Origin of the sequence: Neobacillus sp. NPDC093127 (genome assembly GCF_044754175.1) — a bacterium.
Lineage (GTDB): Bacteria > Bacillota > Bacilli > Bacillales > Cytobacillaceae > Neobacillus.
On the sequence record NZ_JBIVOP010000014.1, the window covers coordinates 44,267 to 57,317 of the forward strand.

The 13,051-nt window shown below is 40.9% G+C and carries 17 protein-coding genes; 1 reads left to right on the forward strand and 16 read right to left on the reverse strand.

Annotated features, from left to right (window positions below; genetic code table 11):
• Window positions 1–7 precede the first annotated feature (7 nt).
• Window positions 8–847: a tyrosine-type recombinase/integrase gene (locus ACIQCO_RS18430; protein ID WP_400430980.1), complete on the reverse strand. Its 840-nt coding sequence runs from the start codon at window positions 845–847 to the stop codon at window positions 8–10.
• A gap of 115 nt (window positions 848–962) precedes the next feature.
• On the opposite strand from ACIQCO_RS18430, the gene ACIQCO_RS18435 reads away from it, so the two are divergent.
• A complete protein-coding gene (locus ACIQCO_RS18435) occupies window positions 963–1,166 on the forward strand; it encodes a helix-turn-helix domain-containing protein (protein WP_400430983.1) in 204 nt (67 codons plus the stop codon).
• A 663-nt stretch (window positions 1,167–1,829) separates the two neighbouring features.
• On the opposite strand, the gene ACIQCO_RS18440 is transcribed toward ACIQCO_RS18435, so the two are convergent.
• From ACIQCO_RS18440 to ACIQCO_RS18510, 15 genes are all read right to left on the reverse strand, one after another.
• The gene (locus ACIQCO_RS18440; protein WP_400430986.1) at window positions 1,830–2,021 is read right to left on the reverse strand and encodes a hypothetical protein; all 192 of its coding nucleotides are present in this window, start codon (window positions 2,019–2,021) and stop codon (window positions 1,830–1,832) included.
• 189 nt (window positions 2,022–2,210) lie between these two features.
• Window positions 2,211–2,678, reverse strand: coding sequence for a hypothetical protein (locus ACIQCO_RS18445; RefSeq protein ID WP_400430989.1), 468 nt, complete (start codon window positions 2,676–2,678; stop codon window positions 2,211–2,213).
• 14 nt (window positions 2,679–2,692) lie between these two features.
• Window positions 2,693–3,106, reverse strand: a complete 414-nt coding sequence (locus ACIQCO_RS18450) for a hypothetical protein (RefSeq protein WP_400430992.1) — start codon at window positions 3,104–3,106, stop codon at window positions 2,693–2,695.
• A complete protein-coding gene (locus tag ACIQCO_RS18455; RefSeq protein WP_400430995.1) occupies window positions 3,097–4,554 on the reverse strand; it encodes a distal tail protein Dit in 1,458 nt (485 codons plus the stop codon). The genes ACIQCO_RS18450 and ACIQCO_RS18455 overlap by 10 nt, the downstream gene beginning before the upstream one ends.
• A gap of 11 nt (window positions 4,555–4,565) precedes the next feature.
• Window positions 4,566–7,985, reverse strand: a complete 3,420-nt coding sequence (locus ACIQCO_RS18460; RefSeq protein ID WP_400430998.1) for a phage tail tape measure protein — start codon at window positions 7,983–7,985, stop codon at window positions 4,566–4,568.
• A gap of 20 nt (window positions 7,986–8,005) precedes the next feature.
• On the reverse strand, window positions 8,006–8,218 hold the full coding sequence (locus ACIQCO_RS18465) for a hypothetical protein (RefSeq protein WP_400431001.1): 213 nt from the start codon (window positions 8,216–8,218) through the stop codon (window positions 8,006–8,008).
• Window positions 8,219–8,322: 104 nt separating this feature from the next.
• Window positions 8,323–8,688, reverse strand: a complete 366-nt coding sequence (locus tag ACIQCO_RS18470) for a tail assembly chaperone (RefSeq protein WP_400431004.1) — start codon at window positions 8,686–8,688, stop codon at window positions 8,323–8,325.
• A gap of 68 nt (window positions 8,689–8,756) precedes the next feature.
• Entirely contained in the window at window positions 8,757–9,200 is a 444-nt protein-coding gene (locus ACIQCO_RS18475; RefSeq protein WP_400431007.1) for a phage major tail protein, TP901-1 family, read from the reverse strand.
• Complete coding sequence (locus ACIQCO_RS18480; RefSeq protein ID WP_400431010.1) at window positions 9,201–9,635, reverse strand: hypothetical protein; 435 nt, start codon at window positions 9,633–9,635, stop codon at window positions 9,201–9,203.
• Between the two features lie 2 nt (window positions 9,636–9,637).
• A complete protein-coding gene (locus ACIQCO_RS18485) occupies window positions 9,638–10,045 on the reverse strand; it encodes a hypothetical protein (protein ID WP_400431013.1) in 408 nt (135 codons plus the stop codon).
• A complete protein-coding gene (locus tag ACIQCO_RS18490) occupies window positions 10,042–10,407 on the reverse strand; it encodes a hypothetical protein (protein ID WP_400431016.1) in 366 nt (121 codons plus the stop codon). The genes ACIQCO_RS18485 and ACIQCO_RS18490 overlap by 4 nt, the downstream gene beginning before the upstream one ends.
• A 39-nt stretch (window positions 10,408–10,446) precedes the next feature.
• Entirely contained in the window at window positions 10,447–11,256 is an 810-nt protein-coding gene (locus ACIQCO_RS18495; protein ID WP_400431019.1) for a hypothetical protein, read from the reverse strand.
• Window positions 11,240–11,590, reverse strand: coding sequence for a hypothetical protein (locus ACIQCO_RS18500; RefSeq protein WP_400431022.1), 351 nt, complete (start codon window positions 11,588–11,590; stop codon window positions 11,240–11,242). Before ACIQCO_RS18500 ends, ACIQCO_RS18495 begins: the two co-directional genes overlap by 17 nt.
• Before the next feature lie 15 nt (window positions 11,591–11,605).
• Window positions 11,606–11,860, reverse strand: a complete 255-nt coding sequence (locus ACIQCO_RS18505; protein WP_400431025.1) for a hypothetical protein — start codon at window positions 11,858–11,860, stop codon at window positions 11,606–11,608.
• A 55-nt stretch (window positions 11,861–11,915) separates the two neighbouring features.
• Window positions 11,916–13,043 carry an SU10 major capsid protein gene (locus ACIQCO_RS18510; RefSeq protein ID WP_400431028.1) on the reverse strand — a complete coding sequence of 376 codons (1,128 nt, stop codon included), beginning with the start codon at window positions 13,041–13,043 and terminating at the stop codon, window positions 11,916–11,918.
• Window positions 13,044–13,051: the final 8 nt, after the last annotated feature.

A 13,051-nucleotide genomic window follows, 5' to 3' on the forward strand; every position in this document is an offset into this window, starting at 1 on the left:
TGGACTCTTAAAAATACTTTGTATATATAGCGCGTCTTTGCTCTCCGCGCATGTTTGCATAAATTTTTGTTGTTGATACACGGGCATGGCCGGCTAAATCACTGACCGCTTCAATGGGTGCGCCTCTGTCAACAAGATGCTGGCAAAAAGTGTGCCGGAACTTGTGAGGATAGATGTTTGTCTCTATCACGCGTTTTGCAATGTCTTTAACCCAACGCCTTAGTGTATCGACTGTTGCTCTTCGTGGATCTCTTAGTGTAACAAACAAAGACTCGCAATCATCTTTTCTACTATCCATGTATTCTTTTAGCCAGAGATAGGTCTTTGTATCAAAATATACTTCGCGCTCTTTGTCGCCTTTTCCAATGACGATGATTGATTTATGCTCCCAGTTGATGTGGTTGCGATTTAATTTGGCTATTTCACCGATTCTACAGCCTGTGGAGTACAATAAATTTATTAATGCTTTTTCTCTTGCTCCCTTGGCAGCTTCACGTATTAATTCAAGCTCTTCTTCTTTGATGTATTTTGGTACCCGTTTTGATTCTTTCGGCTCTTTAATTTTCCAAGCTGGATTCGTATCGATGTACCCTTCCTCGTGTGCCCAGCGAAAAAAACCGCGAATAAATCTTATAAGATGTGCTAAGCTGTTGTTTGTTTTTAGGGTATCTCTTCTTTTTGCAATGTATTTCTTTAAATCTGGTGTAATAATTGATTCAATTTTGATGTCACCCATGTGCCTAATCATTACGTTTATTTGGATTTCGTATTGCTCCAAGGTGTTGGCTGAATAACCTGCTATTTGCTTGTCCGGTAAATAAAGTTCCCATGCTTCTGATATTCTCAAAGTATTTCCTCCTCCTTTTATACGTTTAACGTATTGATTAAATCTAGTATATCGTTATACACTAAACGTATCAATAACTAAAACGCATAAATCTATTAAACAGGAGGAAAGGCCTATGAAAGTAATTTTAAAACTTGATAAGCTTTTGCAAGAGAGAAATATTTCACAGAACGAGTTGTCCAGGCTGACTGGTATCAGGCAACCATCGATCAACGAAATGTGCCGCAATCAAACTATCCGTTTGCCATTAGATAATTTAGCAAAAATCTGTGAAGTCTTGAACTGTAAAATAACCGATGTACTTGAATTAATAAATTAAAAAGGATGAATCTAATGGCGAATTTTTTCACCCAATATTTATTACCTTGGCTAGGAATATTTTTAAGTATTTACCTTATATACTATGCCTTTAAATATCAATTTTCTAAGAAGCCTTTAGAGGACCAACTCTACAAAGCTTATTTACCAATGTTTCTTCTCTTAGAACCAATCTTGTATAAAAATATCCAAGATATAGAAATGAATGAATTAAGAAAAGTATCTGAAGAACTTAATTCGATTGTAAATAATCACTACGAATTAATATCACCGTCAATTGTTCATTGGTCCCGACTTCTAAAAAGAGGAATCGAAAATAAAAGATCTTCTGAATTTTTACAAGAAATATTTAGTGACTTATGTCGTTATATTGATATTGAATTTGAACGAACACGAAGGAAAATGTTCCTACCGACTCGAAACATTTATTATCGGCTCAACAATAACCAATATAGATATAAGCCTAAAATGTATATAGACTTTATTCTTACTTTGATACCACCATTGTTAGGCTTTTTAATATTCAGCTTTCTACTTCTTTCCTTCATGTCATTAATAAGTAGATTCCTGTAGTAATTATTGCTAAAATCACAAATTCTTTAATAGATACTCGGCATAACATGATAATCACCTCCATAGAAATGACCACTCAGAATCGGAGTGGTCATTTTGGTATTTGTGCAGCTAAAGAATTGATTTTTTGTAATCTATCGACCTCATTAATTACTGATTCAGCCAAAGTTTTACCATCAACTTGAATAGAAATGGACAGATCCTCGCCCTCCAACAGTTCTAGGATTCTGTCCATTTTCTTTTCGATTCTGTCTAATTGACTAATTTCACCTGAAACCACCACTTAAATACCCCCCTTTTTTCATTTTCTTATGCAGCTTAAGAACGTCATAAGCGGTATAAAATTAAGGTTGTACTATTGGTGCATAAGAAACAACTTGATTTCCATTTTCATCTATTTGAATATCAATAATTACATATTCATTCCCAAAAATAGTAACAACGTCACCTATTTGCATTTTCATTACCTCCTTTAAGCACTAGTAGTCCATAAATCAATGTAATTAACTGTGTTAGCAGCGGCGGATTTATCTTGAACTAAAATACCGATATAAGGTGCTCCACCCCATTCTCCATACACAAGCCCACCGTTTATATAGCCAGTCGCACCAGTTCCTAAAATACTAGGCCCGTTTAAAAGGGCACTTCCATTTGCATCACAAGCCACTAATGTTACTGCAATTGTTGCATTAGCTTTCCACGCTAAGTGTATTGCTTTTGTTCCTAATCCTAGATTTACTACTATTGATGAAAATCCATTGGCAGCAATGGCTTGGTTTACGGCTACTCTCTGATATGCCGTTTTTCTCCCAATAAGCTGCACATTCATAGCCCCGCCTGAACCTTGTACCGCCTCATGATCATCTATTGTTGGGTTAAAATATTGATTAATTGGCTGGTAATTAACATCTGTCTTTTTAGGTTTTGTATTATAAGGCATGTCATCAACCCCCTTTAATTTGTTTCAATAATCCGCAATGTCTGTGATGACTTTGCAATGGCATAAAGCTTTTGAGTCGATTTAGAAGAAAAGAAAAATTCATCAGCTTGACCTGGAGCATATGGAAATCCAGTTAGAACGGTAACATCAGCAGCAAAACCAATATACACAGCATCAGATCCCGCAACTCGAAACTTTAACCTCCGGCGGCCAGTCAATCCAGCTGTGATTTCTACAACCGTCGTAGCCACCGTCAATGCCGCATGTTTACCGGTCTTCAAGCCTTCAATTTTCGTATGCAATGCACCGTCGGTACCTTCTGTTTCTTCATATTGCAGGGTTCCTTGTTTTTTGTGCTGCGGCAAGAAACCAGGGCTTTCTCCGATAGGTGGGTTTACTTCTCTTTCAAGCCGAAAATCTACAGCCATTTTTCTCTCCACCTCACTCCCGTTTTTTCGATAGCGTCTGCCGGTTCAACAGCTAAGACATTTCCGCCTGGCTGCAATGCGAAATAATCGCCAATAAAGACTTTTTCTTTATTAATAACTTCACCGTTTCTTAAAATTTTAGCTTTTACATGATCAAATTCTATTAGATCACCAGCCCGGGCTACATAAGGGATTTGATTATCTGCAGCGTTATTAATCTTGTAGACTTTAATATCATCGATGTTTTGATTTGTGGCAGGAGTGGTCCCGTATTGCCACAATTGGACCTGCACCTGAGCAATTGGTGCAGTAGCGATTCCTACGCTGTCTCTCCAAGTCGCACCTGCTCGCGTATGCTGTACCCCTTTGCTGTCGATTAGACATACATAGGCAGTCCATACATTGCCGATACGGCTTAGTCGCACCATGCCGTTAAAATTAGCCCACGTACTATCATAAGACCCACGGGTATTGATGATGTCATAGCCGCTTAATACAGTCCCTGCCCGTAACCTAGCCCAGTTTGCTACAGACCCAGCCGAGCGCTTTGTCATTAACATTTTACAGACGAATTTATTACTAGCATCCAGTAAAGCAATCTCTATACTGCCAACTTGACCCGTACTTCCTTGTTGGCGAATAAGTGCGTCCACCTGAAAGTCTTGGATAGTAGAGCCAATTGATGTTTTTTTAGCTGGACCATGCCAGCCAGGGTCAGAACCATAAGCGTCCGTGAAAAAGGAGCGGCCGCTTGTTTTCATTGTTCCGAGATTTTTCCCCTCTTCAACCGATGTGGTATCCGCCCATCCAACAAGCGTGCCCATCTCGTGCCAAAATTTCCGCTCTTCGCGTATAAAAGGCTGCTGGGTGACTTGGGCAGGATTCCCAATCATATTTATACTTTCACCATCACTGACTGCCAAAAATGTCGTATCTTTTGCGACTTCTACTTTTATATTCGGATATGTTTCTTCCGATCCTTCCACATCTAAGTTTGTGATGTCAGTAAACTCAATATATTTTTCAGCCCCGTATTTACAGGGATCAGGACAAACAAAAAATAACGTAGTTTGATAGATACAAGATTTCTCCAATCTATCTGACACGTTACCAAGTTTTCCGTAATAAGTTTTGTCTGTTTCATCAGCAAATACAATAGGGGCTACGTCTTTCTTTTTTAAAATAGCACTTAGCGCATCTACTTTTTTCCGTAAATCAGGGTATGAGTTCCCTTTTAAAGAGATATCTACTTCCAAAATCCGTTCTGGTATTGTTTCATCAGATAAATGACCACCAGGCATTCCTGGTGTTTTAATTAAATCGAGTTCTGAGGACATGATTCCACGCCCTCGAACGTCGTTGACAACAAAATAACTCTTACCATTTTCGTTAAAATATTCTGCCAAATCTACGCCGTTAAATATCATGTTTTCCACGCTAACAAACAACTAATCACCCCCTAACTATCGAAATACTGTGTTCTTTTAGTTTTAAAATCCTGCTGTCTTGTCACCGTTTTTTCTACCATTTTTCCAACGATGCGCGAATCCATTTCAACAATCATGTTTTTCTGTCTGCGAAGTTCCGCAACCACTTCTTTTAAAAGTTGGTTATTTTCACTTGAACTAATATCGACTGATCCATTAATTGCCGAATCAAGAGTGGCGTATGAACCACTTGGAGTTGAGTAAGCCATGGAAACGTTCGGGATATCAGGTGTCATCCATCCAGACATGCGATTCGCTGCAGCTACTACTTTATTCTGCATACCGTCGATGCCTTTAATAATTCCTCCTGGGATGTGCTTAGCAAGAGATATCATTAATCGAGACGGGGACTTAATACTAAAGAAATCAGTAAATCCATTTTTGATTTTCTTGCCAATACCAGTTACAGCATCTTTAACTGCTCCTACCATTGAGCTGATACCTTTGATTAAACCTTGGATGATGTTTTTACCAATTTCCATCAGGTCGATACTTTTCAGGAAATTAACAGCCGAATTCCATCCAGTTTCTATTACACCTTTAATAGAGTCTGTAACCGACTTGACGATAGATTTCATCGCATTAAATTGAGAAGTTATGATATTGACGATTCCAGAAAGCACGGATGAAAATAACGACTTGACAGCGTTCCACGCTGTTTGCGTAGAGCTTTTAATAAATGTCCAGGCTCCGCTAATAATCGTTTTTACGATATTAATAGCACCGACTACGATTGCTTTAATCGCATCCCATACACCGGATAAGATGCTCTTAATACCATTCCACACTGTGCTCCAGTCGCCTTTTATGATGCCTGTTACTACCTGGATGATCCCCATGACAATTTTCATCGCCGCATCGATAATTTGCACGATGACGGGGAAAACAGCCTGGACGATCGTCAAAATAAAACCAATGGCCGGCACCAATACATTTGTAATAATATCCGCAGCTATGTTGATAATCGCAATAACCACAGGTAATACAGCTTGGATAATGGCCAGAATAACTGGGAATACCGCTTGAATGATGGATAACAGCAACGGCAGCACAGTTTGTACAATTTGCAAGATTACTGGAATAATTGCCTGGATTAAACCGATAATAACAGGCATGACTGCTACGATAACAGAAACAATCATCTGGAATACGCTTGCGACTACTTTTAATAGAGTTGGTAGGACTGTAGTGATAATCATTACAATGATTGGTACAATCGTTTTGATTAAGTTGATAATAACCGGTACGACTGTCTTTATGATTGTGAAAATACCCTGAAATACTTGGACGGCGATGTTAAGCAATTGCGGTAAAAAGTCAATATACAAATTAAATACAGTTTTTCCTACCTCTAATAATGAAGGGATCAGTTCAAAAATCGCACCAAGAAGTCCGCCAAATGCTTGTCCTAATTGAGCAAATGTGGGACCTAGTGACGCCAGGCTATCACCGATTACTTTTCCTGTTTGAGCAAATTGAGGAGCTAAATCAACAAACGCTTGTGCAAAAGCATCAATAATTGGCTGGATTGCAGACATCACCGATTCAAATACAGTTTTTAAGCCATTCCAGACGGACGACAAAGCCGCTCGAACACTTTCATTGTCTTTCGACAATTTAAATAAAGTCGCACCGAGTGATACCACGAGTCCTATAATCCATCCAACAGGGCCTGATATCCCCAGAAATCCTAGTGCTAGTCGCGTAACTAATGGAGCCAAGGTTGCAATAACGTTTTCCACAGAAGAAAATGAATCTTTGATATAATCCACTAATTTTCCAACAAAGCCAAATTTCTCGCTCAGCCCGCTAAAGAATGACGATACTGCAGATACAGCTCCGTTAAAAGCATCGGAAAACCACCCGCCAATTGCTATAACCGCAGGTTTTATTTGACTAATCTTTTGTACTGTCCAATCAACAGCTGTACCAAAGGCGGATTTAATCCACTCACCTGTCGCTTTTGTAGCCTTAACGATCCACGCCCAAGAGGAGTCTACCGCGTTTCTAAACCACTCACATTTTTGATATGCAAGAATTAATGCCCCTATTACCAGCATGATAACTGTGACCCATCCACCAGTGACTAGTATTAAACGTAACAATGCACCCGATGTCATCCCAACCATCGTAGCGATTGCACCAAACCCGCTTATAATAGACGGGATAAAACCAATCATAATGAGCATTGGACCTACAACAAGCATAAATGCTGCAGCTAACGCAGAACCAATCGCAATAAAGTTTTTCGTTCTGTCACTTAAACTATTAAACCCATCTACTACTTTATTAATGAATTTAGTCATTGTCCTTAGCATGGGGATAAGCGCGTTACCGATAGAAATTGCCGCGCCTTCAATCGATGATTTAAGCAAGATAAGTTGACCGTTTAAATTGTCTAACATCGTTTTGGCCATCTTGGATGCCGCACCATCAGCATGATGCAAATCATCGGTCATGCTTCTAAGTTTTTCAGAACCAGTCCCCAATAAAATAGCCCAATGCTTATAAGCTTCTGCACCGAATAAAATAGACAATGTGGCCGACCTTTGCTGCATGGTCATTCCTTTTGTACCCTTCTCAATCTCTGCAACTAAATCAGGCATAGATTTCATATTTCCTTGGGCGTCAAAAAAAGCAATGCCTGTTTCTTTTATTACCTTTTGCATTTTTTTTGTTGGTTTCGCTAGACGGGCCATCGAGGACGCAAATGCTTGGCCGGCAATTGAACCTTTCAATCCACTATTAGCCATCGCCATAGACGCAGCAGCTGTTTCCTCCAACGTCCATCCGAGCGCATGAGCTACAGGGGCGCTGTACTTAAGTGCCTCGCCTAACTGCTCCACATTCGTATTCGCATTAGCCTGGGCATAAGCAAACACGTCCGCAGCGTGAGTGGCATCTTTAGCCGAAATCCCAAAGGCTTGCATGGTATCTGATGTGATATCTGCTGCACGTCCTAAATCTAATGATCCTGCCGACGCAAGGTCCAACATCCCTGGCATAGCAGCGATAATATCGTTTGTTTTCCACCCCGCAAGTGCCAAGTATTCCATACCTTCTCCGGCTTGTTTTGCCGTCCATGCCGTTGTCGCTCCAAGCTTTTTAGCTGTAGATGTCAGATTGTCAAAGTCTTTTCCTGTGGCCCCACTGATTGCTTTAACTTTTGACATTTGTTGCTCAAAATCAGCAGCTGTCTTAACGGCCAAACCTAAACCGCCAGCTGTTGCTACCCCAAATCCTGTGACCACTTTTCCGATAGTACCTAAGGCTTGAAATCCTTTTTCTTGTGCACGTGTAAAATTGCCTAATTGACTAGTCGCGTTTCGGAGTCCGCTTGTCAGGTTGGATATATCCGCACCGATACGGACTACTAAACCTGGTATCTCCATGATTTACCTCCTTTCCTCTTTTATTTGAATTCAAACTGTGATAGCCACTCAGCAGCATGTTCCGCTTGTTCAACTTTCTTTTGTAAGTTTGCTTCGGCAATTTCTTCAGCCGGGCGCTTAAATAAATCTGCAGCTTTTGGTCTTTTTGCTCGATGGGCCGATTCACGGATAATAGCAATTCGGGCTTCTTTTTCCATGTCGTCAAATCCACGTTCTCGTTGGGCTTTTAACATGATATTAAATTCGCGAGGTGTAAGAGATAATACTTCACTTGGCCGTAATCCCAAGTACCGCCAACCATCGAATTTAACTTGGTCAATATCAATTTTCTCTTCCTTTAATTCATTAGCATCTTGAACTGTTCCGCTGCTTTCGGATCGCTCTTTAGTAACTTGGCCGCTGTCGTTTTGTAGAAAAAACTCTCCACTACTACCTCATTCGACACTTTTAGCACATAGTCCATATCCAATTTTTCTTCAGCGAAGGCTTTTTCGATTTCCTTCTCTACTACGGCAAAAGAAAAGTTTTGACCAGCGTGGAAAAGCGCAGCATGTACAATTTTTATAAAAGTGTCTAAATCGCCCATCATCGCTCGCCCAATCAATTCCATTGACCCGCCGTCAAACTGCCCATTCAAATGCTTTACACTTTCAAAAGTTAGTTTTAGTTCATACTCTTTTCCATCAATTTCAAAACGTGCCATCTATAAAAACCCCTCTCGGTTTATGCTCAAAATTAAAAAAGCGAGCTAATTATTAGCTCGCCATCTGTTTATGACTGTGCGCCATCTGGAACCTTTGTTAAAGTTTCTTCAGTCGTAACACCATTCAAAGAGCCGCTCAGCGAATATGTTGCAAAATCACCATTTCCAAATGATTTCTCAAAAGAGGAAATCATGTACATGCCGCTTTCAGCTTTCTTAGTACGTGTATCAATTTCGTAAATTTTCACGAATTCTTTATTTCGGATTGCTTTTTTGATGTAGGGAATGAATGGGTCACCCGTTGAAATAACACCTTCAAGAGATACCTCTTGGGTCACCTTTCCGTAATCAGATCCCGTTTTATCCTTTGTATCCAAATCAATTGAATCTGCCGAAATACTAGTAGAACCGCCAGTTTGGTTAAACGGGCGAACGATTGTTGCCTCTCCAGTCGTTTCTGGGGGAATGGACACTGCGAACAATATTTCTTCTCCGCGATATTCAATGCTCATTTATAACCGCCTCCTATTAAATGTCACGTCTACTTCGATATCGAAATACACGCGATGATAACTTGTTTTGTCGCTAAGATCATCAGCCGGCATCGGTACTTCAGCTGATAAGTTTGTATTAAAAAAACCGAGCGATTGGCCCGGCGTATCTGCGTCTAATAATTCAATTTCATCAAATAAAAATATCTGTTTTATCTCTTCCTGCCTTCTCACTCGCTCATTTGCAGAGCTAGCATGCAAACCAACCTGAAAGCGGTAAGTTGTTTGTATAGATTCCCGCTGTTTCGAGATAATTTCATTGTTGTTTTGCATTTGTTCAACCGTGATAAAGGGCTTTACTATTGGAAGTTTAACCCCATCGTAAACCCAAATAGCTGGGATGCCTACTTTTGTCTGTAGATGAGATTTTAAAGAGCGCTGCAAATTTAATTGCATCCTTACCGCCGCCCCATCTGACCTAGACGTTCTCTGATTTTTTCTCGATACGCCTCTCGGTTATTCCAAACAGCTTTGCGGACAAATCCTTTTTTGCTTCGATGCTCGTATTCCTGCTTCAGCGCATAAGGTAGGTCGGAGCCAAAAGACCAAACGGCAGTCGTGGCTTTACCAAATAAAATCCATGATTTCGTTTTCGCCCCAAAGCCTCCCTCTTTCCTTACACTAGACGGAAAAGAGTTGGCTAGTTTTCCAGTTTTTCGCGGCGCTCCTATGGCTGATTCGTTTGCCATTTTTCTTGTATAAGCTTCCGTGATACGGTCGATGTCCGTTACAACTGGTCCAGGGTCCAGCGCTTGTAAAAGTTCATCGAGTCCGTCTACCTTAACGCTAAACGTTCGATTGCTCACGTAATCAACCTCCCAACAAACTCAGCACGATTTCTTTTACCTATGCCTTTTTTGTCTTTGGATTGCACTTCATATTTTTTACCATCATAAATTGCACCAGTAATGTTTTCGTAAATATCAGCTAGTTCCTCAATAGCCACACTAAACCAGATATCCCCTTTTTCGACCTCGATACCGTTTGATAAATAACGGTCAATTTTCGCTTGAGACGAAATTTCAGTGACTACGCCGGATGTTGGTTTTTCTTTTTCCCCTCCACCAATGACTTCATCAGTAATAGGATCCTTTACACCTTCGCCTTCGTAAACCAGCGTGATAGGAGACTCACGGTTCGAAACCATTTCCTTACGTGTTTCTTTCATAAAATCGATATCAGATTGCGTTAGCAGGGTAATCACCTCCTAGAGATATCTTTCGTCCAGTTCATATGTTAAAAAACCTGTGCAACTCACGTGCATATTATAAATTTCATGATCAGACGGTGGGTAAAGTCCTGCCCCCATACCGTACCTATCTAGTTGTTCTAACTGAGTACATCGGTGCTCTGGACGATTCGCCACGCCGCGATGGACCCGTAAGGCTGTTACCACATCACTTCGACTGGCATTCATAGCAGTAGCCGTGCGGTAGGCTGTATTGCCTTCCGTTACTACCAGTCTTTTAATCTTCCAGGTCTCGTTATCGTGGACACGACGTATATTCGCTATCATGGTACTGACAGATTCGCCTTTTAAGATATCGGTGCGCAATACTTTTGATAGATTGTCTCTCATATCGCCGCTAAGCCGCCAAACACGGTCAGATAAAACAAGACCGTCCTCACCAAACCGTTTCACGACGTACTCAAAAATATCACGGTTTAAGCGTTCCATTTGGGCAACAGCTTTCGCGCCAATAGCCGCTAACCCTGTATTAATGCCTGTCGTAGCACATGCCGCTGAATCTCTAATAATAGAGTCCATTGCTGTAGTGCCGTATTGACGGATTAGGTCCTCAACTTCGTCCAATTCACGAAGCAAACGGGACATGCGTTGTTTTTGAATCGTACCGTCTTTACCGGCGTAATCAGACAGCATATCTGCCAAATCGCCGCGCACTCTCGAAATTTCCTTAATTGCAAAGGCGATTTGTTCCTTGTTTAACTTTTTATAACCTACGGATAGCTTTTTAAAAATATCGTCAAGTTTCTGCTGATTATTCATGGTATTCATCTGCCCTGGCTACATGGGATTGACTAGCGCCGGATCTTCCACGGACCTGCTTCCGGTATTGTTTTCGAGCCTCTTTTGCGAGCTTCATATAATTCGAAAAGATATTCGATTTATCCACCGATTCCTCGCCGTCTGTGAATTTAAAATAATGAGCAGCACTACAAGCTATAGTTTCATAAGAGATGGCCAGCGCAAGGTAAAACACCGCATTTTCATTTTCTGCTTCAGTAATACCTGATTCGGCCTCTGCTTCTTTAACCCAGGTGCTAATGTCCGCAGCTATGACGCCAGGTACTCTACTTAAACGGTTTTCCAGTCGGTCGGATACCGCCATTAGGCGTCACCTCCGTTATTTTTCTGTTTCTTTATCCTTAGGATTTTCTTTTACTTTTGGTTTATCCTTAGGGATATCCTTTACTATTGCTTCGGGTTCTTCCTTGGATTCTTCAACCGGCTTATCTAATCTCTCGATAAAAGGGTGGCAGCCGTCCAAATAGGTGATTTCACCCTCATTGTCCGTTTCATAAGCACCTTCCAGGTTAAATTGTACGTGGATTTCTGGTCGGTGAAGTTCGTAGTTTGGTAGTGTTTTATATTTGGCCAAGTTTGCAGTCTCCTTTCATCAAAAGAAAAAGCGAGCACTAAGGCTCGCCCTGTCATTAGGAAATTGTTTTAGAAATTTTAGAAAGAACCGCGACACATTCCTTCGCATTTTTAACTTCGTACCCAAGTTCAGCACGAACCACCCGAGAGAAGTAATCTCCGCCGGCCAAAGTAGCATCTTGGTCGTATGCTTCAGTTAAATAACGTGCTTTAATTTTATCAACATCAAGTAAAAGCGCACGATCCTTAGGCATGTTCTGATCCACAACTACACTGGAAATAGCTCCACCTGGCATGTCAGAAACGAATGAAAGGATTTGGTGACCTGTTTGAGTCTCACCGCGACTTGTTTGAATAGTATTACCAGCTAACTTAGTAATCTGACGTGCTTGGTTTGGTGCGCATAGGATAGTGTTAACAGAACCGCCGCGAGTAAATACTGCTTCAACTGCATCATTTAAACCTTTAGCGCTGATTTCAGCATCCGCAAAATCTTTGTTGAATGAACCTTGCTCATTTGCGAACGCGAACAAACCACCAGTAGTACGAGGCTGTGAACCTGAACCAACATATTTGCGGCCATAAATCAGTGAGTTATTTTGCTCCCGAACCATTTCCTGTAATCGTAGGTTAACCTGGTAATCGAGCTCGTCCTCTACGCCGTATGTGTTAACTTGTTGCTGGGTACGAGACACTGCAGCGTAGCGAGAGAAAATCTGAGAGTAGTTAAATGACACTAGACGGTCATTGATCTCATTCTTTCGGAAAGTATCTTCCCCTTCTGGACGTGGCCGTGCAATAACCTTTAATTCAGCATCTGCAGCGATTGCCTCCGGAGTAGTTGTATCAAACCCACGGGTAACAGTAATCTTATCAGTCGCTTCATCAACGGCAGAAACACGTAATACCTCAAGGCCATTTTGAACCAAAGCGTTCACAGTAAACTTACGAGCCTCACCTGTTTTTAAAGTGATGCTGGTATCTGCAGCTAAAGCAGCCGTCTTAACTACTCCCATATCACTGTTAAGGTAATCATTCTGCCATTCGAATTTTGTTTGCATTAAAGCGTCTCCAGTACCGATTAAACCAAAAAGGACCGGTGCCTTTGCTAAAATCAAATCAACATTTGCCTGCATTTGACGAATTTGTTGTTGAAATTCATACGTTAATTGTACTTGTCCCATAGATAAAC